This window comes from Nocardia sp. NPDC052254, from assembly GCF_040679495.1.
Lineage (GTDB): Bacteria > Actinomycetota > Actinomycetes > Mycobacteriales > Mycobacteriaceae > Nocardia.
On the sequence record NZ_JBFAUW010000001.1, the window covers coordinates 228,733 to 253,131 of the forward strand.

General features: G+C 69.7%; 17 protein-coding genes. 8 read left to right on the top strand and 9 right to left on the bottom strand.

What is annotated here, in order from left to right; translation table 11 throughout:
• The first annotated feature begins 5 nt into the window (after positions 1–5).
• Positions 6–2,099 carry an MMPL family transporter gene (locus tag AB0L57_RS01135; RefSeq protein ID WP_364955119.1) on the top strand — a complete coding sequence of 698 codons (2,094 nt, stop codon included), beginning with the start codon at positions 6–8 and terminating at the stop codon, positions 2,097–2,099.
• A 246-nt stretch (positions 2,100–2,345) separates the two neighbouring features.
• On the opposite strand, the gene AB0L57_RS01140 is transcribed toward AB0L57_RS01135, so the two are convergent.
• The 4 genes from AB0L57_RS01140 to AB0L57_RS01155 all read right to left on the bottom strand — a co-directional run bounded on the left by AB0L57_RS01140 (position 2,346) and on the right by AB0L57_RS01155 (position 6,490).
• Positions 2,346–3,179, bottom strand: coding sequence for a heme ABC transporter ATP-binding protein (locus AB0L57_RS01140; protein WP_364957209.1), 834 nt, complete (start codon positions 3,177–3,179; stop codon positions 2,346–2,348).
• Between the two features lie 14 nt (positions 3,180–3,193).
• Positions 3,194–4,384, bottom strand: a complete 1,191-nt coding sequence (locus AB0L57_RS01145) for an iron ABC transporter permease (RefSeq protein ID WP_364955122.1) — start codon at positions 4,382–4,384, stop codon at positions 3,194–3,196.
• The gene (locus tag AB0L57_RS01150) at positions 4,381–5,463 is read right to left on the bottom strand and encodes an ABC transporter substrate-binding protein (protein ID WP_364955125.1); all 1,083 of its coding nucleotides are present in this window, start codon (positions 5,461–5,463) and stop codon (positions 4,381–4,383) included. The genes AB0L57_RS01145 and AB0L57_RS01150 overlap by 4 nt, the downstream gene beginning before the upstream one ends.
• A gap of 64 nt (positions 5,464–5,527) precedes the next feature.
• Positions 5,528–6,490, bottom strand: a complete 963-nt coding sequence (locus tag AB0L57_RS01155) for an aldo/keto reductase (RefSeq protein WP_364955128.1) — start codon at positions 6,488–6,490, stop codon at positions 5,528–5,530.
• A gap of 270 nt (positions 6,491–6,760) precedes the next feature.
• On the opposite strand from AB0L57_RS01155, the gene AB0L57_RS01160 reads away from it, so the two are divergent.
• The 4 genes from AB0L57_RS01160 to mshC all read left to right on the top strand — a co-directional run bounded on the left by AB0L57_RS01160 (position 6,761) and on the right by mshC (position 10,372).
• A complete protein-coding gene (locus tag AB0L57_RS01160) occupies positions 6,761–7,504 on the top strand; it encodes a histidine phosphatase family protein (protein ID WP_364955131.1) in 744 nt (247 codons plus the stop codon).
• A gap of 24 nt (positions 7,505–7,528) precedes the next feature.
• Entirely contained in the window at positions 7,529–8,116 is a 588-nt protein-coding gene (locus tag AB0L57_RS01165) for a DUF3090 domain-containing protein (RefSeq protein WP_364955134.1), read from the top strand.
• A gap of 6 nt (positions 8,117–8,122) precedes the next feature.
• Positions 8,123–8,962: an SCO1664 family protein gene (locus tag AB0L57_RS01170; protein ID WP_364955136.1), complete on the top strand. Its 840-nt coding sequence runs from the start codon at positions 8,123–8,125 to the stop codon at positions 8,960–8,962.
• Between the two features lie 171 nt (positions 8,963–9,133).
• On the top strand, positions 9,134–10,372 hold the full coding sequence (gene mshC / locus AB0L57_RS01175; protein ID WP_364955138.1) for a cysteine--1-D-myo-inosityl 2-amino-2-deoxy-alpha-D-glucopyranoside ligase: 1,239 nt from the start codon (positions 9,134–9,136) through the stop codon (positions 10,370–10,372).
• Between the two features lie 73 nt (positions 10,373–10,445).
• Here mshC and AB0L57_RS01180 read toward each other — a convergent pair whose 3' ends face one another.
• Positions 10,446–10,757, bottom strand: coding sequence for a hypothetical protein (locus AB0L57_RS01180; RefSeq protein ID WP_364955140.1), 312 nt, complete (start codon positions 10,755–10,757; stop codon positions 10,446–10,448).
• Between the two features lie 210 nt (positions 10,758–10,967).
• Between AB0L57_RS01180 and AB0L57_RS01185 the strand changes: the two genes are divergently transcribed.
• Complete coding sequence (locus tag AB0L57_RS01185) at positions 10,968–13,946, top strand: crotonase/enoyl-CoA hydratase family protein (RefSeq protein ID WP_364955142.1); 2,979 nt, start codon at positions 10,968–10,970, stop codon at positions 13,944–13,946.
• A gap of 32 nt (positions 13,947–13,978) precedes the next feature.
• A complete protein-coding gene (locus tag AB0L57_RS01190) occupies positions 13,979–14,818 on the top strand; it encodes a patatin-like phospholipase family protein (protein WP_364955145.1) in 840 nt (279 codons plus the stop codon).
• 10 nt (positions 14,819–14,828) lie between these two features.
• On the opposite strand, the gene AB0L57_RS01195 is transcribed toward AB0L57_RS01190, so the two are convergent.
• The 4 genes from AB0L57_RS01195 to AB0L57_RS01210 form a co-directional block, all read right to left on the bottom strand.
• Complete coding sequence (locus tag AB0L57_RS01195; RefSeq protein ID WP_364955148.1) at positions 14,829–15,125, bottom strand: hypothetical protein; 297 nt, start codon at positions 15,123–15,125, stop codon at positions 14,829–14,831.
• Positions 15,125–16,459, bottom strand: coding sequence for a M1 family metallopeptidase (locus tag AB0L57_RS01200; protein ID WP_364955151.1), 1,335 nt, complete (start codon positions 16,457–16,459; stop codon positions 15,125–15,127). Before AB0L57_RS01200 ends, AB0L57_RS01195 begins: the two co-directional genes overlap by 1 nt.
• Before the next feature lie 43 nt (positions 16,460–16,502).
• Positions 16,503–20,381, bottom strand: a complete 3,879-nt coding sequence (locus AB0L57_RS01205; RefSeq protein ID WP_364957212.1) for a Pls/PosA family non-ribosomal peptide synthetase — start codon at positions 20,379–20,381, stop codon at positions 16,503–16,505.
• Positions 20,382–20,726: 345 nt separating this feature from the next.
• Complete coding sequence (locus tag AB0L57_RS01210) at positions 20,727–22,598, bottom strand: amino acid transporter (RefSeq protein ID WP_364957215.1); 1,872 nt, start codon at positions 22,596–22,598, stop codon at positions 20,727–20,729.
• A 522-nt stretch (positions 22,599–23,120) separates the two neighbouring features.
• Between AB0L57_RS01210 and AB0L57_RS01215 the strand changes: the two genes are divergently transcribed.
• Entirely contained in the window at positions 23,121–24,380 is a 1,260-nt protein-coding gene (locus AB0L57_RS01215) for an MFS transporter (RefSeq protein ID WP_364957218.1), read from the top strand.
• Positions 24,381–24,399 lie beyond the last annotated feature (19 nt).

Below are 24,399 nucleotides of genomic sequence, written 5' to 3' on the forward strand. Positions count from 1 at the left end.
GCGGCATGCTCGAAGACCTCCTGCTGCGCTGGGGCCGGTTCGTCCATCGCCATCGCTATGTCGTGTTCGCTGTGTTCGTCCTGATCGTCGCGGTGTCCGGATTCCTCGGCCGAGATCTGGGTTCGCGGCTGACCCAGGGGGGCTGGTTCGACGAGCACAGCGAATCGGTGGTGGCCTCGAAACTCGCCGATCAGACCTTCGGCCGTGACACCGACGCCGACGTGATCGTGCTCTACACCGCTCCCGAGGGCCACACCGTCGACGATCCCCCCGTCCGTGACGCGATCACCACGGCACTGACCGATCTGCACGACCGCCATCCGCAGCGCATCAAGAAGATCGACAGTTACTTCGACGGTTCGATGATGGGCCAGTTCGCCGACGCCACGCGCACCCATGCCTTCGCCAGTATCGGGCTGCACGGTGCCGACACCGCCACGGTCGACAACTATCTCGCCATCGAAAAGGATCTGGGCGCAGGCGGTCCGGGCCGGGGGCCGGGCGGGACCACGGTGGAACTGGCCGGGCTGCAGCCGGTGGTCGAGGGCATCAACATCGGGATGCAGGACGACATCCACCGCGCCGAACTGATCGCGCTGCCGGTGGTGGCGATCCTGCTGTACTTCCTGTTCGGTGGGCTGATCGGTGCGCTGCTGCCGGTGCTGATCGGCGGGATGACGATTCTGGGCAGTCAAGGCATCATGCGCCTGCTGACCGGATACATCGAAGTCAACGTCTTCGCCAGTGCGGTGGTGACACTGGTCAGTCTCGGTCTGGCCATCGACTACGGATTGTTCGCCGTGACCCGCTTCCGGGAGGAACTGGCCGCGGGCCGCACCGTGGAGGAGGCCACCGCGCGGACCGTCGCCACGGCCGGGCGCACGGTGCTGTTCTCCGCGGCGATCATCGCGGTGAGCCTGGCGGCACTGTTCATCTACCCCAACGGGGTGCTGCGATCGGTGCCCTACGGCGGAATCAGTTCGGTGCTGCTGGCGGCGGTGCTGTCGGTGACCGCGCTGCCGGCGGCGCTGAGTATCGTGGGCCGGCGCATCGATATGTGGGGCTGGCACCGGTTCGCCGGTATCCGCAATGCCGAGCAGGTCGACCGGGGGTTCTTCGCCCGGCTGGCGGTGTTCGCGATGCGTCGTCCGGTGCGGGTGATCGTGCCGATCGTGGCCGGTCTGCTGTTCCTGTTGATCCCGTTCCGCAACATCGAATTCGGTGGCCTGTCGGAACGCTATCTGGCCGCGGACAATCCGGCCCGGGTGGCGCAGGAGAAGTTCGACTCGTTGTTTCCCGAATTCCGCACCGAACCACTGAAATTGGTGGTCGTGGGGGCGAATCCGCAACAGCTGTCCGACATCCGGTTCCAAGCCAATTTCGCCCCCGGGCTGACCGGCCCGTTCGAAGCGGCCGCACCGACCACCGACGGCATCAATGTGCTCTCGACGGGGCTGGTGCGCAAAGACGACGCGGACGCCGCCATCTCGTCGCTGCGCTCGATCCCGCATCCACCGGATGTGCGGGTGATGGTCGCGGGGGTCCCGGCGCTGGAGCGTGACGCCATCCACGGGCTGATCGGCGGATTGCCGCTGCTGGCGACGATCCTGGCGAGCGCGGCGCTGGTGCTGATGTACATCGCGTTCCGGTCGGTGGTGCTGGCGTTGAAGGCCGTGGTGATGAGCGCGCTGAGTCTCGGTGCGGCACTGGGCATTCTGACGTGGGTGTTCGTGGAGGGACACGGCGCCGGCCTGCTGGGATTCACACCGGGGCCGCTGATGTTCGCGGTGCTGGTCCTGATCGTGACGGTGCTGTTCGGATTGTCGACCGATTACGAGGTGTTCCTGCAGTCCCGGATGGCCGAGGCACGGGCCGGGGGCGCGCCACCACAGGAGGCCATCCGCTACGGCATCGCCCACACCGGCGGTGTGATCACCTCGGCGGCGGCGATTCTGATCGTGGTGACCGGCGCGTTCGGCTTCTCGGATCTGGTGCTGATGAAATACATCGCCTACGGGATGATCGCGGCACTGGTCCTCGACGCCACGGTCATCCGCATGCTGCTCACACCGGCGGTGCTGAAGCTGGTGTGGCGGTGAGCGCGCGTGGCGCGAACCGTGGTCCGGCGGCGGCGCGGGAGAACCGGGCGGCGTTGCTGATCGCACTGTGCGATCCGTCGTGGCACAGCGTGTCCTGATTCAGCGTGGTTCGGTCACCGGCGCGCGGCAACTCGACCGTCGAGCACCATACCGGCGCGACCGGGTGGCCCGACAGCCGGGAACGTCACCGTGGGGGCGTCGTGGCCGATCACCGCACCGCGGTGGCGAATTCGCGGGGCGGGCCGCTCAGCGACGAACGGGCAGGACCAGCTGGGCGCCGGTGGCCGGGTGGTCGATGACCTCCACCGGATGCCGGTAGACGCGGGTCAGGATCTCGGTGGTGAGGACCTCGCGGGGTGTTCCGGTCTCGGCGAGCCGTCCGAGGTCCAGAACGGCGACGCGATCGGCGTAGGCGGCGGCCAGGCCCAGATCGTGCAGGACCACCACCACCGCGGTGCCGGCCCGGGCCCGGTCCGCCGCCAGCCCCAGGACCTGCTCCTGGTGGCCGAGATCGAGTGCGGCGGTCGGCTCGTCGAGCAGCAGTGTCTCGGTGTCCTGGGCCAGCACCCGGGCCAGCGCGGCGCGGGCTCGTTCCCCGCCGGACAACGACGGGAACGGGCGCTCGGCCAGATGGGTGACGTCGGTGGCCGACATGGCCGCGGCGATCGCCTCGGCGTCGCCGTCCTCACGCACGGTGCGCGCCCAGGGGGCACGGCCCATCGTGACGACCTCGCGCACCGTGAACGGGAAGCCGACGGTGTGGTTCTGCGGAAGTACCGCACGCCGGCGCGCCATGTCGACCGGTGACCAGTGTGTGAGCGGCCGGCCGTCGAGCTCGACCGTGCCGCTGCCGGTTTCGAGTTCACCCGACAGCGCGGCGAGCAGCGTCGACTTACCCGCGCCGTTGGGGCCGACCAGCGCCAAGATCTGCCCGGCGACGACCTCGACGTCGACATCGTCGAGGATCGGCCGACCGCCACGGGAAACGCTCACACCACGGGCTCGCAGCGTCACCGTGCCCGCGGACACCGTGCGCGGAGTCCCGTGTGCGGGACGCAGTTTGCGGATGATCGCACGCATCGAACGGCCCTCGCTCATGCCCAGCCGCCCGAGCGGGCCCGGGTACGGCGCAGCAGCCAGAAGAAGAACGGCCCGCCGACCAGCGAGGTCAGCATGCCCAATGGCAGATCGGCGTTGTGCACGAGGGTGCGGGCACCGATATCGGCGGCCAGCAGCACGACCGCACCGAGGATCGCCGACAGCGGGATGAGGACCCGGTGTGCGGGACCGACGAGCATGCGCACCACATGCGGCACGATCAGTCCGACGAACAGGATGATGCCGGTGAACGCCACACCCGCGGTGGCCAGGATCGCCACGATCACGATCACGTTGCGCCGCAAGCGTTCCACGTCGACGCCGAGGTGACGCGCTGCCGATTCGCCCAGGGCCAGCAGATCCAGTCGCGGAGCCAGCAGTACCGCCGCGGCCACCCCGACCGCGGTCAGCGGCGCGACGATCGCCACGGCCTGCCAGGTGGCGCCGTTGAGGCTGCCCATCTGCCAGAACACGATCTGGTCGCGGGCCGCCGGGGACGCGGTGAACAGCAGATACGACATCACGCCACCGGCGAAGGCGTTGATCGCCACACCGGTCAGCACGAGGGTCACCGTTTCGGTGCGGCCCCGCGAGCGCGACAGCAGATACACCGCCAGGGTGGTGCCGAGCCCGGCCACGAACGCACCGGCGGCGACCGACCAGGCCGCGGCGAACGCCCCGCCCACGACGATCACCACACCGGCACCCACCGCCGCCCCCGCCGAGACACCGATGACGCCCGGTTCGGCCAGCGGGTTGGCGAACACTCCTTGTAGCAGCGCACCCGCGGTGGCCAGTGCGGCACCGACCAGGATCGCCAGCACCACGCGCGGGAAACGCACCTGCCACAGCGTCACCTCTCCGGCGGGATGATGCGGCATGGGTCCCCAGTCCAGGCCGATCCGGTGCAGCACGCTGCCGGTGACCTCGAGCGGTGTGGTGGGAACCTGCCCGACCGCGGCCGAGATCAGCGTCAGCACCACCAGCAGTGCGATGGATACGGCGAATACGAGCGTGATGCGTGACCATCGGCGCGGCGCGCGCACGGTCGGTGCGTCCGGCGCGGCCGACGATCCCGGAGCCCGCCCGGCACCATCGGAGCCGGCTCCGACCTGCTGTGCGGCAACGGTTTCGGTCGCACCGGCCGGGGCGGGTGCGGGTCGCCCGGCCGAATCCGGATCGCTCATGCCGGGCGGGTGCCGTAGACGGCGTCGGACAGCGCCGCGATCACGTGGCCGGTCTGTGGGCCGAAGCTGAGCAGGACGGCGTCGGACATGTCGACGATGCGGTGGTTGCGACCGGCGGGTGTCTGCGCGACACCGGGTACCTTCTCGAGGCCTTCGACGCCGCCGACGGATTTCAGGCCGTCCGTCATCACCACCAGCACATCGGGCGCCGCGGCGATCATGGACTCGCTGGTGATGGTGGTGAACGGCTCGGTGAGCCCGGCCGCGGTACCCGCATCGACGCCGCCGAGGGCGGTGGCCAGCGCGTCCGCGCCCGAGCCCGGTCCGGCGAGCATGGTGATGGCGCTACTGCGCAGATACACCGTCGCGATCTTCAGCGGTGGCGTGTGCCCGGGGACCGCCGCGGTGGCGGCGCTGATCTCGGAACTGGTGCGATCGGCCAGTTTCACGCCCTGCTCGTGTACGCCGAGTGCGTCGGCGACGGCCCGGATCTGCGGGACGACACCATCGAGGGTGCGACCCGGATCGAAGTAGACGACCGTGATGCCCAGTGCGCGCAACTGATCCCGCATGGTGGGGGTGGCGCTGGTGGTGTCGGTGAGAAAGACCGTGGGCCGCTGCACGGCCACCGCTTCGACATTGATGCTGCCGTTACCGCCGGCGACACTGGGCACATCGCGCACCGCCGGAAACGACGCCGAGGTCGACCGGCCGACGAGTTTCGATCCCAGGCCCAGCGCCCACACGATCTGCGTGAGAGTGCCCGACCGATCCACCGCCACGATCCGGTCGGCGGAGGTGACGGTGACGTCGGAGCCGTCGAAGGAGCGCACGGTGACCGGCAGCGCCGGAGCGGGTGCGGGCTCGATCGGTGCCGGGTCGAGATCGGCGACGGTCGCGGTGGCGGGGCCCTGCCCGTCACCGCCCGCGCCGCCGCCGCTGCCGCAGCCGGTACCGGCCGCGATGACCAGCACCGCGCCGAGCAGCGCGATCAGCCACCGGGCCGGTGTGGACGACGGCGCTGATGGGGCAGCGGCCTCGGGGAAGGACGCCGGGCGGGCACGGTCGAGACACCTCATGTAGGCAAGCCTAAGTGGTCGCGGGAACGGGGAGTCACCGGCCCGTGCGCGCCCACCGGGCCGCTCAGATGCCGCTGACATCGTCGAGGGCGGCGGCGATGGCGCGGGGCAGCTCGAGGGTTTCGGCGGCGAGCACGCCGGTGAGCTGACCGATGTCGCGGGCGCCGACGATCATGGAGGCCACGCACGGCCGGTCCCGGATCCAGGCTGCCGCGACCGCGAGTGGAGAGGTGCCCAATCCGTCGGCGGCCGTGACGACCGCGTCCACGACGCGGGTGGCGTGATCATCGAGCCGCTCGCGGATCTCGGCGGCGGTGGCCTCGTCGGCGCCACGGGAGTCGGCGGGCACGCCGTCGCGGTATTTACCGGTGAGGATGCCGCCGGCCAGCGGAGACGCCGCGATCATTCCGATGCCGTGGTGCGCGGAGGCGGGCACCAGTTCCCGTTCGGCACCACGCGCCAGCAGTGAATAGGGCGAGTAGGTGGCCACGATGGGCGCGGACGCGGCGAGGGTGGCCAATTGCCAGGCCGCGAGCCCGCGTGCCCCCGCGTAACGCACTTTGCCCGAGCGCACCGCGTATTCGAGGGTGGCCGCGATCTCGTCGAGGGGAGTGTGCCGGTCCCAGGCCGCGACACTCCAGATGTCGAGGTAGTCGGTGCCGAGTTCGGCCAGGGTGCGGTCGAGCTGGCGTACCAGGGTGCGCCGCGAGGCGTCCACACCCCACTGGATCCCGGCGGCCGGACCGCCGTCGGGATCGGTGACACCGGGCATCGGAACCAGTCCGGCGCAGCCGCTGATGACCAGGTCGTCGCGCGGGATCAGTTCGCCGACGAGTTCGCCGAGCATGCGCTGCGCGGCGCCGCCCTGATAGACCGGTGAGGTGTCGACGAGGGTGCCGCCGGCCTCCACGAAGGCCACCAGTTGCGCGGCCGCGTCCTCGGCGTCGGTTTCCCGCCCCCAGGTGTGGGTGGCCAGTCCCAGTCGCGATACACGCAGGCCGCTGCGCCCCACCGGCCGCTGTTCCATCACCGCACCACCACAGCTGTTGTCACGGTGTCCGAGCCTAGGGCCACAAGCGGTCCCGCAGACGGATACCGGTCACGAACCGCCGGAGATGCGAGGTGTGCCACAGTGTCGCCCGGCTGGGCCCCGAATGGCCCGCACCGCCGGACACGATTCCTCCGAGGGCGTAATACCTTGCACCACAGCCGATTACGGTCCGATGATCGGGCCCGCGCGGCCGGTGCGCGCGTGATGGGGACAGCGCTTCGGGTGCCATCGCCTAGTCTGGGTGCCATGACGGTGATCCTGTTGCGGCACGGGGTGTCGACCTCCAATACCGCACACACCCTCGCCGGTCGAAGTCCTGGCGTCGATCTCACCGAACGCGGCAGTGACCAGGCCCTGGCGGTGGCAGAACGCCTGTCGCCGTTACCGATCGAGCACATCGTGCATTCACCGCTGCTGCGCTGTACGCGCACGGTGTCGCCGCTGGCCGACAAGCTCGGCGTCGAACCCGAACCCGATGAGCGCCTGCTCGAGGTGGACTACGGCGATTGGACCGGGCGCGCGCTGTCCGACCTGGTGAAAGAGCCGTTGTGGAAGACCGTGCAGGGCCACGCCTCGGGGGCGGTGTTCCCCGGCGGTGAGGGGCTGGCGCAGGTGCAGTTCCGGGCGGTGTCGGCGGTGCGCGCCATCGATGCCGAACTGGCGGCACGCCACGAGCGCGATGTGCTGTGGGTGGCGTGCACACATGGAGACGTGATCAAGTCGCTGCTGGCCGACGCCTTCGGAATCCATCTCGACGGTTTCCAGCGCATCGTGGTCGAGCCGGCCTCGATCAGTGTCGTGCGCTACACCCCGGTGGGGCCGTCGGTGTGGCGGGTCAACGACACCGGATCGGATCTGTCGGCGCTGGCCGCGGCGCGGCAGCAGTCCCAACGGGCCGGGCCCGTCCCGGGCGGTGAGGTGGATGCCGCACCGAGGGCGGATAATGGGAATATTGCGAATCCCTCCGATACGGGGAGTCGTGATCAGTGATGCAGTCGGTTTCAGGAGGTGCAGATGGCCCGAGCAATCCATGTGTTTCGCACCCCCGACCGTTTCGTTGCCGGAACCGTCGGTGAACCAGGAGATCGCGCCTTCTATCTGCAGGCCGTGCAGGAACCCCGCGTGGTGAGTGTGCTGTTGGAGAAGCAGCAGGTGAAGGTGCTCGCCGATCGGATGGGTCTGTTGCTGGACGAGGTGGCTCGCCGCTTCGGCGCGAGTGTGCCACCGCAGGCCGAGGATGTCTCCGACACCGATCCGCTGCAGATGCCGATCGATACCGAGTTCCGGGTCGGCACAATGGGTTTGGGCTGGGACGCCGATGCCGGTGCGGTGGTGGTGGAGTTACTGGCCATCACCGAGACCGAGGTGGACGAATCGGTGGTGCTCGACGACACCGAGGAAGGGCCCGACGCGGTGCGGGTGTTCCTCACCCCGGAGCAGGCTCGCGAGTTCGCGCTGCGCTCGACGAAGGTGATCGCGGCGGGCCGCCCGCCGTGCCCGCTGTGCGGGGAACCGCTGTCGCCCAACGGACACATGTGTGTGCGCACCAACGGCTACAAGCGCGGCGACATCTTCGGCGCGACCGACCTCGAAGAGGACTGAGGCCCGGTGACCACGAGCACGGCGGCCGCGGACGAAGGTGCGGCCCGCGACGGCCTGTGCACCGGTGAGTTGTCGATCATCGGGCGGGTGACGACCGCCAGCAATCTCACACTGGTCTGCGAGATCCGATCCGACGACGCGGGTGAGCCGCTGCGCGTGGTCTACAAACCGGTGCGCGGGGAGCGGCCGCTGTGGGATTTCCCGGACGGCACCCTGGCCGGGCGCGAGGTCGCCTCGTACCTGGTGTCCGAGGCGCTGGGGTGGACGGTGATCCCGGAGACCATCTTGCGTGAGGGCCCCTTGGGGCCGGGCATGGTGCAGCGCTGGATCGACACCGTCGACGCCCATCCCGACGACGAGGAGGCCGACCACCTCGATCTGGTGGATCTGGTGCCCGTGGGCGCGGTGCCGGACGGTTTCCGCGAGGTCCTGCGCGCGGTGGACGGCACCGGTACGCGAGTGTCGCTGGTACATGCCGATGATCCGCGGCTGCGCCGGATGGCGGTACTGGATGTGCTGCTCAACAATGCCGACCGCAAGGGTGGGCATGCGCTCGAGGGCGTCGACGGCGGCGTGTACGGCGTCGATCACGGCATCTGCCTGCACAGTGAGCCCAAGTTACGGACGGTGCTGTGGGGCTGGGCGGGTGAGCCGGTCGCGGCGGAGCTGCTCACCGATATCGCCGCGTTCGCCGAACGGCTGCCGGGTGCGGTGAGCACGGCGCTGGCCGAGCACATCACCGACACCGAGATCGAGGCGCTGGGCGCGCGGGCCCGGGATCTGCTCGACGATCCGGTGCTGCCGCAACCGATCAGCTCACGTCCGATTCCGTGGCCGGCGTTCTGATCCGGCACCCGCGGGTGCGGCGAGCGAATTCGGCGTTCACCGCGCACAAGGGTTGACGCCGTCCCCTGCCCGGCCTCGATCGAGGTCGGATGCGGTGTCTGTGCGGGCTCACGGGGCTCGCTGTGCGGGGGCGGCGCTTGCGGTGGCCGTGCACACCCTTACCCTCGAATCATGCAGTCCTGGTCCGAAATCTCCGTTCCCGCCGTCCCCGGATCCGGACCGCCGTTGCGGTTGTTCGATACCGCCGACCGGCAGGTGCGCCCGGTGACCCCCGGCCCGACGGCCACCATGTACGTCTGCGGCATCACACCCTACGACGCCACCCATCTCGGTCATGCCGCGACGTACCTGGCCTTCGATCTGGTCAATCGCGTGTTGCGCGACGCCGGTCACCAGGTGCACTACGTGCAGAACGTCACCGATGTCGACGATCCGCTGTTCGAGCGGGCCGAACGTGACGGCGTGGACTGGCGGGCCCTGGGCACCGGGGAGATCGAGTTGTTCCGTGAGGACATGACGCAGTTGCGGGTGCTGCCGCCGCGCGACTACATCGGCGCGATCGAATCGGTCGGCGAGGTCGTGGAGCTGGTGGACAAGCTGCTGGCCTCGGGGGCGGCCTATGTCGTCGACGATGCCGAGTTCCCCGACATCTATTTCCGGCACGATGCCACCGATCAGTTCGGATACGAGTCCGGTTACGACCGCGCGACGATGGAACAGCTGTTCGCCGAGCGCGGCGGCGACCCGGAGCGGCCGGGCAAGCGCGATCCGATCGATGCGCTGCTGTGGCGGGCACACCGCCCCGGCGAGCCCTCGTGGACGGCGCCGTTCGGTACGGGCCGTCCGGGCTGGCACATCGAGTGCGCGGCGATCGCGTTGAACCGGCTGGGCCCGGAGTTCGACATCCAGGGCGGCGGCAGCGACCTGATCTATCCGCATCACGAGTATTCCGCGGCACATGCCGAGGCGGTGGTGTCGCATCGCCGGTTCGCGCGGCACTACGTGCACGCGGGACTGATCGGTTTGGACGGGGAGAAGATGTCCAAGTCGCGCGGGAATCTGGTGTTCGTCTCGAAGCTGCGGCGTGCGGGCGTGGATCCGGCCGCGATCCGGCTGGGACTGTTCGCCGGGCACTACCGCACGGATCGGCAGTGGTCGGACGCGTCACTCGAGGAGGCACAAGCGCGACTGGCGCGCTGGCGGCAGGCGGCGGCGCTGGGCGCGGGGCCGTCGGCCGAGGATGTGGTGGCGCGGTTGCGCCGGCATCTGGCCGATGATCTGGATACGCCGAAAGCTCTTGCGGCCGTGGACAGCTGGGTGAGCCAGGCCCTGGAATACGGTGGCCCGGACGAGTCGGCTCCCGCTCTGGTGAGCCAGGCGGTCGACGCGCTGCTCGGTGTTCGGCTCTGAGGGCGATCCACCCGCTCATGTGGTGCCGGTAGGTCCTCGACCCACCGGCACCACGTGTCACCGCCCGTGTGGTTCAGCCACGGCGGTCGGCCACCGCCCACGCGCTCACTGCCACCGCGGTCGAGACCACGGCGACCGAGGGCCAGGCGCCGATCTTCTTGGCCAGTGGATGCGAGGCACCCATCGCGCCCACCGACAGCCCGGTCAGTGCGGCGGCACCGGCCGTGCCGGCGGCCCGCCGCCAGCGCGGTACCGCAGCCGCGGTCGCGGCGGCGAATACGACGCCACCGAGCTGACGCTGCCCGGTGGCCTGCGCGAGCGCGAATCCGCCGAGCAGCCCGCCGGCGGCCAGCGCCGATGTCGGTACCGAAGAAATTCCGGCCATGGTCACAAACCTCCAACACACATCGCCCCGGGACGGGGATTTCGATCGGCCGGGCGACCGCACGGCGGCGGGACCGGCCAGCCACCATTGTCCGCGACCCGTTTTCGTTCCGGTCGTCGCTGCTTTCCGGATGTGCCGCAGGCCACAAGTCTTTGACGCGTCGAAAGACTTGATGATTAGTTGTGTCGAGATGCAACAAGGAGGTTGTCGGTGTCGCCATTTCCGGGTTCGGACCGAATTCGCGCCGTTCGCGGCGGATTCCAGGCGGGGGGCGCGCTGCTGTCGGCAGTGCGCAAGGATCCCCGCATCGCACGAGATCTCGTTTCCGGCCTGATAGCGGCGCGAAGGCAGCAAGCCCAAAGCCCGGCCGCCCCCACCGCAGCGACGCCCGCCGATGACCACACGCCGCCCGCGGGCCTGGCCGACTACATCAAGTCCGCGCACGCGCGCCGCACGATCGCGGCGCCGCCGGAAACGGTGTGCGCGTATCTGTCGGATCTGAGCCGGCTGGCGGACTGGTTCAGCATGCACGCGGGATGGCGCGGGCAGGCACCGGGCGCGGCGCGTACCGGCCTGAGCTTCACCCAGCAGGCGATGGTGATGGGCATTCCGGCCGAACTGCATTGGACGGTCGCGGCGGTCGACGACGCCGGCTTCGAGCTGCGCGGCGAGGGCCCGCAGGGCGTGCGGCTGGCGTACTGGCTCACCGTGACCGGTTCGGGTGAGCAGTCGACGGTGTATTTCGATGCCGGACTGGGTGGTCCGCCGGTGGAGGGCCCGCTGGGCGCGTCGGTGTCGCGCAGTCTGGGCGAGGCGCTGGATCAGTCGCTGGCGAAACTGCCCGACGCGATCGCCGCGGCGGGACCACTGCGCCGCGCGGCCCAGCCGATCCTGCACTCCGCCTCGGGCACCGAGATCGATCCACGCACGCCCGTGCTGATCGGTGCCGGGCAGATCACCCGGCGCACTCCCGATCCCGGCTACGGCGATCCGGCATCGCTGGCGGTGACGGCGCTGCAGCGCGCAGCGGTCGATTCCGGTGCCGGTGAGCAGCTGCTGAAGCAGGCGGACGCCGTCTTCGCGGTGGCGTGCACCTCCTGGCAGTACCGGGACATGGCCGCGGTGGTGGCACAACGGCTGGGTATCGACGACGTGCAGACCGCGCAGTCGAGCCCGTTCGGCGGCGACGGTGGACAGCTGGTCGTCAACGAGGCCGCCGCGGCGATCGCCGCCGGCGACTACGACATGGTGCTGGTGACCGGCGCCGAGGCCGGTGCCACGCAGGCCGCCGCGCAACGCGCGGGCGTCGACTTGGCGTGGCCGCACCAAGGTTCGGAGGTCGCGCCGACACGATCGATCGGCATCGACAAGGCCGCCAACAACGATGCCGAGACCGCGGCCGGTCTGCTGGCGCCGATCAACATGTACGCATTGCTGGAGTCGGCGAACCGGCACCGGCTCGGTCTCGGCCGCGATGAGCACGCCGCGGCCGTGGCGCGGTTGTGGTCGCGGCTGTCGGCGGTAGCGGCGGGCAATGAATACGCGTGGCAGCCCGAGCAATTGGACGCCGATCGGATCGCGTCGGTGGGGCCGGACAATCGCATGGTCTCGACCCCGTACACGAAACTCGAGTGCGCGAATCTGACCGTCGACATGGCCAGCGGCATCGTGATGTGCAGCGCCGCGGCCGCGCAGGAGGCCGGCATCGCGCAGGACAAGTGGGTTTTCATCCACGCCGGTGCTTCCGGGCACGACGAGTGGTTCACCAGCGAACGCGCCGAGCTGGCCGCCTCACCGGCGATCGCGACGCTGGGGCGAGCGGTCCTCGAGCACACCGGAATCGACGCCGAAGCACTCACCCACATCGACCTGTACGCGTGTTTCCCGGTGGCGGTGCAGATCGCCGCCCGCGAACTGGGGTTGCCGATCGACGACCCCGAGCGCCCGCTGTCGGTGACCGGGGGGCTGACCTTCGGTGGCGGACCCGGCAACAACTACGGCGGGCACGCGGTGGCCACGATGGTGCGGCGGTTGCGGGCGGAGCCGGGAACCTACGGGCTGGCCAGTTCCCTGGGCTGGTATGTCACCAAGCACGCGCTGGGAGTGTATTCCTCGCTACCGCCGGCGCAGCCGTATCGGCATCTGCGCCCGATCGTCGACAACCCACCGGCTCGCCCGGCGCGCAGCGACTACGACGGCCCGGCAGTGGTGGAGGCCTACACCGTGCCCTACGGCCGCGACGGCGAACCGGAGTCGGCGGTGCTGAGCCTGATCGAACCGAAGGGCGCCCGCATTCTGCTGCGCACCACCGATTCCGAGCTCATCGGACAGCTGATCGGCGACGATCTGCTGGGGTTGCCGGTGACGGTGTCACAGGGATCGATCCGGGTCGAGGACCGCGAACGCGCGGAGCTCGCCGCACCGCCCGCCCCGCCGGTGCTGGTGGAGCGGCGCGGCCCGGTCACGATCATCACCCTGAACCGGCCGCAGGTGCGCAACGCGGTGAACATGGCGGCCGCACTGGGGCTCGAGCGGGCGCTGGACGCCTATGAGGCCGACCCGTGCGCGCAGGTCGCGATCATCACCGGAGCGGGCGGATATTTCTGCGCCGGAATGGATCTCAAGGCCGCCGCGCGCGGGGAGACCCCGATCACCGAGCGGCGCGGCCCGCTGGGCATCACCGCGCAACCACCGGTGAAGCCGTTGATCGCGGCGGTCGAGGGGCCCGCTCTGGCCGGTGGATGTGAGCTGGCGCTGTCCGCGGATCTCGTAGTGGCGGCCAAGGATTCGACGTTCGGCATCCCGGAGGTCAAACGCGGGCTGGTCGCGGTCGGCGGCGGTGTGCTGCGGCTGGCGCAGCGGCTGCCCCGGGCGGTGGCGATGGAGCTGGCGTTGACCGGCGACCCGATCAGCGCGGACCGCGCGGCGGCGCTGGGTCTGGTCAACGAGGTCACCGAGTCCGGTAACGCACTGGCCGCGGCGCTGGAGCTGGCGCAGCGGATCGCGGTGAACGCACCGTTGAGTCTGGCCGCGAGTAAACGGATCATCGACGAATCACCGGACTGGCCGACCGATATCGCGTTCACCCGGCAACTCGAGGTGGCGGCGCCGGCGTTGTCGTCGGAGGATGCCGGCGAGGGGGTGCTGGCCTTCACCCAGAAGCGCGCGGCGGTGTGGAAAGGCCGCTGAACCGGCTCGCGCACATCGGTAGGGTCGTCGACATGGGCATCGAGGACACCTCCGATTCGTTCGCCACGGCGTTGGTGCTCGGTGGCGGCGGCCCGGTCGGGATCGCATGGATGGCTGGGCTGATCGTCGGATTACGCGCTGCCGGAATCGATCCCGCCCGCGCCGAACGTATCGTCGGAACGTCGGCGGGCTCGGTCGTGGGCGCCGCGCTGACCGGCGGCGGGGATCTGGAATCGCTGGGTCGGCCCCGGCCGCCGTCGGCCGAAACACCGCCGCCGGATACGCAATGCCTCTCGGAGGTCCTGGCATTGCGCCGCGCCGGGGGCGATGCGCGCCAGATGCGCCGCCGGATAGGTGCGCTCGCCGTGGCTGCCGACACCGTCGAGCCGGATGTTCACATCGAGCGGATCGCGGCACTGACCGGAGTGAGCGCCTGGCCCGATGCCGATCTGTGGGTCACCGCGGTCGACATCGGCACCGGGGAGCTGCGGGTGTGGACCCGGACCGGCGAGGCGACGCTGCCGCAGGCGCTGGCGTCGAGTACGTCCGTGCCAGGCATATTCCCGCCGATCCCGATCGCCGGGTCGATCTTCGTCGACGGCGGGATGCGTTCGGCGCTCAACGCCGATCTGGCGGCGGGTGCGCGGACCGTGGTGATCCTGGAGCCGTTGGCGCACATGATGCCACGCACGCGCGCCGACCGCGCACACGGTGCGGGCCGGGAGATCTCGATCGTTCCCGACGCCGAGGCGGTGGCAGCGTTCGGTGGCAACGTGTTCGCACCCGACGCCGTGGCTCCGGCCTACGCGGCGGGTGTGCGCCAATCCGTCACGGCGGCAACTCGTCTGGCCGACGGCGGGCTCGGCGCCTGAGCGCGGGCTCTCAACCGCGCAGCAGCGGGTCGAGCCGGTTGGCGAGTGCGGTGTATTCCGCGAGCCAGCCGCTGCCGGCCGCTATTTCGCACAGCGCTCCGGTGGGGGCGAACAGGAACGACAGGTCGGCCACCGCACCGAGATCGCCGCGCCGCACGCGTGCGGCGTGTGCGGTGAGGTCGCGGATCAGTTCGTCCGTGTCGCGGTAGCGGCGTTGCCACTCGAGGTCCTGCGGCCCCGATCCGGCGATCGCCAGGACGCGGTCGAGGATGGTGGCGATCTGCTCGGTCCGGGTCCCGGTGGTCATCAGCTGCCGACGGCGCCGAGGCCGTGCTGGGGCAGTTCGGGCAGTGCGGTGCGATAGAGCCATCCGTCCCACAGATCGCGCAGCGACACCGGGCTGTAGTGCCCGGCCAGGTCGGCGAAGTCCTCGGTGGTGACACTGCCGTGGCGGTGCCGCGCGGTCCAGTCGCGCAGCAGGGTGAAGAACGCGTCGTCGCCCAGACGCAGCCGCAGCGCGTGCAGGGTGAGCGCGCCACGTTTGTAGACGCGATCGTCGAACATCGACTCCGGGCCGGGATCGCCCACGACGATGTCCTGGGGAGCACGGGCGAGGTTCTGGCGCGCCGCGCGCGCCTGCTGGTCGGTGCTGGGGCCGCCGCTGGCCTGCGACCAGATCCATTCGGCGTAGCAGGCGAATCCTTCGTGCAGCCAGATGTCACGCCACTGCCGCACGGTGAGACTGTTGCCGAACCACTGGTGGGCCAGTTCGTGGGCGATGAGCCGTTCGGCGCCGCGCTGCCCGTCGCAGTGATTGGCGCCGAAGATCGACAAGCCCTGTGCCTCGAGCGGGATCTCGAGTTCGTCGTCGGTGACCACGACCGTGTAACCCTGGAACGGGTACGGCCCGAAGCGGCGCTGGAATTCGGCCATCATCTGCGGCTGGCGGGCGAAATCGTGGTCGAAGCGCCGGCGCAGCCGTGGCGGCAGCACCGCGGTCATCGGCACTTTGACCCCGCGCCCGGTGTCGATGCGGTGCGAACGGTAGGGCCCGATCTGAACGGTCGCCAGATAACTGGCCATCGGTTCGGATTGTTCGTAGACCCAGGTGGTCTGGCTGGCCTTGACGGTGCGTTCGGTGAGCACCCCGTTGGCGACCGCGTGATACGGCGAGTCGGTGGTGATCGACATGCGGTAGCTGGCTTTGGAACTGGGGTGGTCGTCGCAGGGGAACCAGGATGCGGCGCCGTTGGGCTGGCCGGCCACCAGCATGCCGTCGGTGAGTTCCTCCCAGCCGACCTCACCCCAGGGCCCGCGCACGGGACGAGGGGTGCCGCTGTAGTGCACCACGATCGACAACACCCCGCCGGCGGGGATCGGCCGGGCCGGAGTGACGGTCAGCTTGCCGCGAGAGTGGGTGTACTTGCCGGGTTTGGCGCCGTTGACGAATACCTTGGCCACCGTCAGCGCCGGTGACAGATCCAGGGCGAAGCGCGGCTGGACCGCGGTGGTGATCGCGGTGACGGTGGCCCGCCCGGACAACCGGTTGGCCGCTACCTTGTACACCAGCTCCAGTTCGTAGCGCGACACCCGATAGCCGCGATTGCCGTTCTGTGGCAGGTAGTCATCGATCGCCGTCATGTCACCACCCTTCCCCGTCTTCACCGCCGACCCACTACCCTTCTCACTTCCCGCCGTGGCCCGAATCCTGCCATGGCGCAATCGGATTGCCTTGCCAGCGCGTGGAAGGCGGCACCGTGTCACCACGCATCACCAGCGACGCCGGCCCCACGGTGGCGCCGGCGCCGACGCGGGCGGCGGGCAACGCCACACAGTGCGGGCCCAGTGTCGCACCGGCTTCCAGGACCACGGTGTCCATCGACATGATCCGATCATGGAACAGATGGGTCTGCACGACGCATCCGCGTTCCACGGTCGCCCCGTCGCCCAGGCTCACCAGATCGGCTTCCGGCAGCCAGTACGACTCGCACCACACCCCGCGCCCGATGCGCGCACCGAGCCCGCGCAGCCAGACGTTCATCACCGCGGTGCCGGTGGCCGCGCGCGCGAACCACGGTGCGGCAACGGTTTCCACGAACGCGTCACATACTTCGTTGCGCCACACGAACGAACTCCACAGCGGATGCTCCACCGCGCCGATCCGCCCGACGATCAACCATTTCGCCGCCACCGCCAGCGCACCGGCCACCGCGCCCGCGATCAGCAACACCACACCCGAGCACAGCGCGGCCAGCCAGTAGCCGGGACCCGACGCCAGCCACGCCAGCGCGAACAGCACCGCCAGCCCGATGCCGAAGGTGAGCACGACCGGGATCAGCCGGCAGGTTTCGACCAGGGCGCGTGCGAGTTTGAGCCGCAGCGGGGGATCGAAGGTGCGGCTGGTGTCGGAGTCGCCGGCGGTCCGCCGCAACCGCACCGGCGGGCTGCCCAGCCACGACGAGCCGGCCTTCGCCTTCTCCGGAGCCGCCGACAACACCGCCACCAAACCGTTCTTCGGCACCCGCCGTCCGGGTGCGGTCATTCCGGAGTTACCCAGAAATGCCCGCTTTCCCACCTTGGCGCCGCCGATGTGCATCCAGCCACCGCCCAGTTCGTATCCGGCGACCATGGTGTCGTCGGCCAGGAACGCCCCGTCGGCGACTTTCGTGAACTTCGGCAGCAGCAGCACCGTGGAGGCTTCGACGTTCTTGCCGACGCTGGCGCCGAGCAGTCGCAACCAGATCGGGGTGAGCAGGCTGGCATACAGCGGGAACAGGAATGTGCGCGCGGAGTCGGTGAGCCGTTCGGTGGCCCATGCCTGCCAGCCGACGCGGCTGCGCACCGGGTGATATCCCTCGGCCAGTCCGATCGACAGCACCCGGATGGATACGACGGTCACCGCGGCGAACACCGCGAGCACGATCAGCGCGGCGACCGGCAGCATCGCCATGGCGTGCCCGAGCGCACCGGGCAGGGTAGTCTCCGCGCGCACCCACCAGGCCAGCAGCAGACCACCGGCGGCCAGGGCCAGCACCGGCAGCGCGGCCAGCAGCAACGAGGTCACGCCGAAGACGAGCACCCACGACATTGCGCGCGGCGGGGTGGCGGCGGGCCAGCGGTGTTCGGCGGGGCCGATCTTCACCGCGGGCGATCCGGCCCACGATTGGCCGGCCTTCACCTTGCCGAAGACCGCCGATCCGGGTTCGACGACGGCGTTGCGGCCGATCACCGCACCGGGCAGCAGGGTCGAGCGGGAGCCCACGACCGCACCGGATCCGATGCGGATCTCACCGATGTGCACGAGGTCGCCGTCGATCCAGTAACCGGCGAGATCCACTTCGGGTTCGACGCTGCAGCCGTCGCCGAGTTCCAGCATGCCGGTCACCGGGGGCAGGGTGTGCAGGTCGACGCCGCGGCCGATCGTGGCACCGAGCGCGCGAGCGAACGGCACCATCCACGGCGCGCCCGACAGGTTCTCCGCGCCCGCGGCTTCGGCGAGCCGGACCGCGGTCCACAGTCGCAGATGTACCGCTCCACCGCGCGGGTAGGTGCCCGGGTGGATGTCGTGCAACAGGATCCGGGCACCGCCCACGGCGATCGCCATCCGCCCGGGCGGGGAGATGAACAGCACGAATCCGGCCAGCGCCCACCACCACGACAGGCCCGGCATCCATGGCAGCGCGCCGAATCGGGAGGCGATATTGGTGATCACGCCCAGCCAGGTCAGCCACTGCAGTCCGGTGAGAGTGGTCAGCGGCACCGATGCCAGCACCTGGAACCATTGCGCGAGTCGCGGTGTGGGCGTCACGATCCGCTCGGGTGTCTGTTCGGCGGGGGCGGTGGCGTCGATCAGCTCGGCCAGCGCGCCCAGCCGCGGGTGATCGTAGAGGTCGGCGACGGTGATCCGCGGTACCCGTTCGCGCAGCGCGGTGACCAGTTGCGCGGCCGACAGCGATCCGCCGCCGAGGTCGAAGAAGTCCGCGTCCGGCCCGCTCACCTCGGCACCGAGTACCGAATTCCACAGTCCCGCAAGCCAATACTCGGTGCCCTCGAGATCGGCACCGGAGTCGGCGCCGCTGTCGGGCAACGGCCAGGGCAGGGCGCCACGGTCGACTTTTCCGGAAGTGCGTACCGGGAGTTCGTCGAGGACCGCCAGCCGCGGCACCAGCGCGGCCGGTAGCCGTCCGGCGAGCAGTTCGCGGGCGCGGGCGACATCGAATTCGTCGTCGCTGCTGGACAGATAGCCGATCAGTACCGGGGTGCCCGCGGCGGTGGTACGCACCGCCGCCGCGGCGGCGGTGACTCCGGGCAGATTCTGCAGTGCCGCATCGAGTTCGCCGAGTTCGATGCGGCGCCCGCCGACCTTGACCTGGTCGTCGGCGCGGCCCAGGAAGATCAGTCCGGCGGGATCGTTGCGTACCAGGTCACCGGACCGGTAGGCGCGCCGCCAGCCCAGCGTCGGCATCGGCGCGTACTTCTCGGCGTCCTTGGCGGGGTCCAGGTAGCGGGCCAGCCCCACACCGCCGATGACCAGTTCTCCCGATTCGCCGTCGGCGACCGGCTGCCCGTCGGGGTCGACGACGGCCAGATCCCAGCCGTCGAGCGGCAGGCCGATCCGCACGGGTGGTTCGCCGGTCAGTTGTGCCGCGCAGGCCACCACGGTCGCCTCGGTGGGGCCGTAGGTGTTCCACACCTCGCGTTCGCCGGTGCCGGCCAGGCGCTCGGCCAGCTCCGGCGGGACCGCTTCACCGCCGAAGATCAGCAGTCGCACCGCGTCGAGGGCTTCGGGCGGCCACATCGCGGCCAGGGTCGGCACGGTCGACACGATGCTGATTCCGCGGCGCACCAGCCACGGCCCGAGATCCATTCCGCTGCGCACCAGCGCACGCGGGGCCGGCACGAGGCAGGCGCCGTGCCGCCAGGCCAGCCACATCTCCTCGCAGGAGGCGTCGAAGGCCACCGACAGCCCGGCCAGCACCCGGTCCCCGGGACCGATCGGCGTGTCCTGCAGGAACAGTCGCGCTTCGGCATCGACGAACGCCGCGGCATTGCGGTGGGTGACCGCGACACCTTTGGGAGTGCCGGTGGAGCCGGAGGTGAAGATGATCCACGCGTCGTCGTCCTCGTCGGGGACCACGCGGTCATCGGCGTCGAGCGCCGCCGCGGATTCGGCGCCCGAGCCGTCGCCGCGCCCGGTGACGGCGGTGATGGCCGCGGCGCCGGCGACGGCGGCGACCGCGGCCTCTCCGAAGACCAGTTCGGCGCGTTCGTCGGGATCGTCCGCGTCGACGGGGACATAGGCGGCACCGGCGTGCAACACCGCGAGGATGGTCACGTACAGGCGCGCGGTTCCCGAGGGGATCCGGACGCCGACCCGATCACCGCGGCCGATCCCGGCGGCCCGCAATTCGGTGACGGCGGTGTCGATCTCGTCGAGCAGTTCCCGGTAGGTCAGCACCTGGCTGCCGTCGTCGAGTGCGGCGGCGTCGGGGTAGGCGTGGGCGGTGTCGGCGAGAATGTCGACGAGCGTTCGCGGCGGTGCGGCCGTGCCCGAGCGCAGCAGCGGCGAGACGCTGCCCGTCCGCCCGGCCCCGTCCACCACCTGCGATGCCACGGGCGACCGATTCGATGCTGCCGCATCCGACTGCGAATCGACGATCACGTTCTTGCCTGCCTCTCCCACACCCGCTGATCCGACGTTCGGTTGTCTCACACTCGGGTTACCGTTGAGCGAACTCCAGCTGTCCGGCGGGTCCGCGCGCCCGATTGCACGCGGGCGCCATCCTCGCCCGGTCGGCCCGCACTATTGTCCCAGCGCACGACGGTGCCCGCCGCCGCGGGTGCGGTCGGCGTGTTCGCCCGATGTATGCCTGGCCGGGACCGATCCCGGATACCGGACCCCGTCGGGTCAGCTGTCGACGTGGACGTGCGGGCGCTGATGGGGGTCGGAGACGGCCCGGCGCAGGATCTCACGGGTCACCGGCGCGACCTCACCCTCGCCGACGAACAGGAATTTCAGCAGGTTCAGGATCGGATTGCCTTCGGTCCATTCGAAGTACACGTGCGGGTTCATGCCGGTGCGGTCGCGGATGGCGAGCAGGATGGCCGCGATCGAGTTGGGCACCGCGGCGGCTTCGACCGACAGGATCTTGTAGCAGTCGACTTCGACGGCGCCCACGTGCAGCGAGGTGGAGAACTCCGAGGCGTCCTTGACGATCACTTCGAGGAACAGGACGGGGTCCTTGGCCGGAATGTGGCTCTCGACCCGCTGTACGGCTTCCTTCTGCCGGTATTCGTCGGGTGCGCGGTCCTCGACCCCGTCGAGGTCGTGGGTGACGATGCGAATGGTGCCCGAGGCCGCGATCGTGTCGATGAGCCAGGCGGCGCGTTCGTCGAAATCGACCTCTATCGCCCGCAGTTCGAAGGCTCGCCGCGCCCGCGACACGAACGACACCACCATGATCGCGATGATGAACAGCGACGCCAGCTGCACCCCTTCGGGCCGCTCGATGACGTTGGCGATGGTGGTGTAGACGAACACCGCGGCCACCACCCCGAAGCCGATGGCCTTGTCGCGCTGATGTTTGCGGACCGCCGACAGGGTGACCGCGGCCGCGGCGGAGGTGATCAGCACCAGCACGCCGGTGGCGTACGCGCCGCCCTGGGCGTCGACGTCGGCGTCGAAATACCAGGTGATGCCGAAGGCGATCACCGCGAACACCAGCACCAGCGGCCGGGTGGCGCGCGCCCATTCCGGCGCCATACCGTAGCGCGGCAGATATCGCGGCACCAGATTGAGCAGTCCGGCCATGGCCGAGGCGCCGGCGAACCACAGGATCGCGATGGTGGAGATGTCGTAGACGGTGCCGAATCCGTTGCCCAGATACTGGTGGGCGAGATAGGCCAGCGCCCGGCCGTTGGCCGAACCGCCGGATTCGAATTCGTGCTCCGGGATGAGCACGACGGTGATGAAGCTGGTGACGATCAGGAACCCGCTCATGATCAGCGCGGCGGTGGTGAGCAGTTTGCGCGCGCCGGCGATGCGGCGGACCGGCCGTTCCTCGGTATCGCCGGATCCGCCCTTGATCTGCGGCATCACCGCGACACCGGTCTCGAATCCCGACAGTCCCAGCGCGAGTTTCGGGAACACCAGCAGTGAGATGCCGATCATGGCGAACACGCTGCCGTGCTGGGCGGTCATCGCATGCCCCCAGTCCACGACCAGATGTGTCGCGGTGGCCACCTTCCACAGCCCGACGACCGCGACCACGAGATTCAATGCCAGATAGACCCCGACCAACGCGATCGCGATCCGGATGGCCTCGGCGAATCCCTTGAGGAAGATCGCGGCCAGCAGGGCCAGCAGGCCCAGGGTGATGGCGGTGGCATGGCCGTGCAGCGCATGCGGGACGAACGGGTTCTCGACGATGTGCGCGGCGCCGTCGGCGGCCGACAGGGTCATGGTGATGACGAAGTCGGTGGCCGCGAATCCCAGCAGGACCAGGATGAACAGTTTGCCCGTCCAGCGCGGCAGGATATCGGCGAACATGGCCAATGATCCACCGCCGTGCGGGGATTCACGCGCCACCCGCCGGTAGACCGGCAGCGCGCCCAGCAATGTCAGCGCCACCAGCACCAGTGTCGCCAGCGGGGACAGCACACCTGCGGCCAGAGCGGCGATGCCGGGTTGATAGCCGAGGGTGGAGAAATAGTCGACACCGGTCAGGCACATGACCTGCCACCAGGATCGCTGATGGTGTTCCTCGGCCTGTTTGACCATCGGGCCCGGATGCCGGGAGTACCGGTCCTCGTCGGCACCCTGCAGCCACCATTGCGTGAACGCCGAACGGTGTCGTCCGGTCGCTGTGGTGGTCACGTCGTCCCCCTCGGGAGCTCATATCCGGACTGCCCGGAGTCCGGCACTATCGGGGTCAATGTACGTGGGCGGGCGATCAGCGCTCGCGCACCGGATACGCCGCGCCGCAGCGGAAGCGGCAATTCGGACGCTGTTTCCGGCAAATACGGCGCGATCCCGGCCACCGGGAGCATTGCGGCCACCGGTCGGCATCTGTGACCGGACTCACCCATGCCGATATCCTCGCAGGTGGGCACGAACGGGTGTCTCCGACGCGCCACCGTCGCTTCGTTTGGGCAACCCGCTACCGGGTATCCGAACATTTCGTGTTCTTACCGCCTCATTGCGGCCGGGCGCACGGGCAATCGAAAGTACCGGTAAGGAGGAGCGCGGGTGAGCACCAGCCTGCCGCAAGACCAGCAACGACGCTCGGTAGCCGCTGCGGCCATGGGCAACGCTACCGAGTGGTACGACTACGGCGTCTACGCCGCCACGGCCAGCTATCTGACCGACGCATTCTTCCCGGGTTCGCTCGGCACGCTGGGCACGATGCTCGGTTTCGCCATCTCGTTCGTGCTGCGCCCCGTCGGCGGCATGGTGTGGGGCCCACTCGGTGACCGGGTCGGCCGCAAGGCCGTTCTGGCCACGACCATTCTGCTGATGGCCGCCGCCACCGGCTGCATCGGCCTGGTGCCCAGCCATGCCACCATCGGTATCGCCGCACCGATCCTGCTGATCACCTTGCGTGTCGTTCAGGGCTTCTCCACCGGCGGCGAATACGGTGGCGCGGCCACCTACATCGCCGAGTCCACCGATGAACGCCGCCGCGGATTCCTCGGCAGCTTCCTCGAATTCGGCACCCTGTCCGGATTCGTCGGCGGCTCCACGGTGGTGCTGATCCTGCAGGTCCTGCTCTCCGACGACGCCATGGCCAGCTGGGGTTGGCGCATTCCGTTCCTGCTGGCGGTGCCGCTGGGCATGATCGGCTGGTATCTGCGCAGCAAACTCGACGAGTCCCCGGTGTTCACCGAGGTGTCCAAGCAGAAGCAGAACCAGGGCGGGTTGCGGGTCCTGCTGCGCGACTACCGCCGCGAACTGCTGACCCTCGCCGGACTCGTGGTGGCGCTCAACGTCGTCAACTACACCCTGCTCACCTATCAGCCCACCTATCTGCACCACACCCTGGGCATGGGCGATTCGGAGACCACCGCCATGGTGCTGGTGGGTGAGATCGTGATGGCACTCGTGCTGCCGGTGTCGGGCGCGCTGTCCGACCGGGTGGGCAGACGGCCCATGTGGCTGGTGTCGCTGGTGGGGCTGGCGATCCTCGCGATTCCGATGTACTGGCTGATGGGTCAGGGCGCGGGCTGGGCGGTCATCGCGTTCGTCGTGCTGGGTCTGTTCTATGTCCCGCAGTTGTCCACCATCTCGGCCACCTTCCCGGCGATCTTCCCCACCCACGTGCGGTACGCGGGGTTCGCGCTGGGCTACAACATCTCCACCGCCGCGTTCGGTGGTACCGCACCGCTGATCAACGACGCGGTCATCGACGTCACCGGCTGGCATCTGTTCCCCGCCTACTACATGGTCGGGGCCTGTCTGATCGGTCTGATCGCCTGGTTCTTCCTGCGCGAAACGGCGGGAGTGTCGCTGGCCGGCACCGAGGTTCCCCACACCGACGAGCAGCCCGTCGTGCAGCGCACCTGAGCGTGGCCGCGGGTTGCGG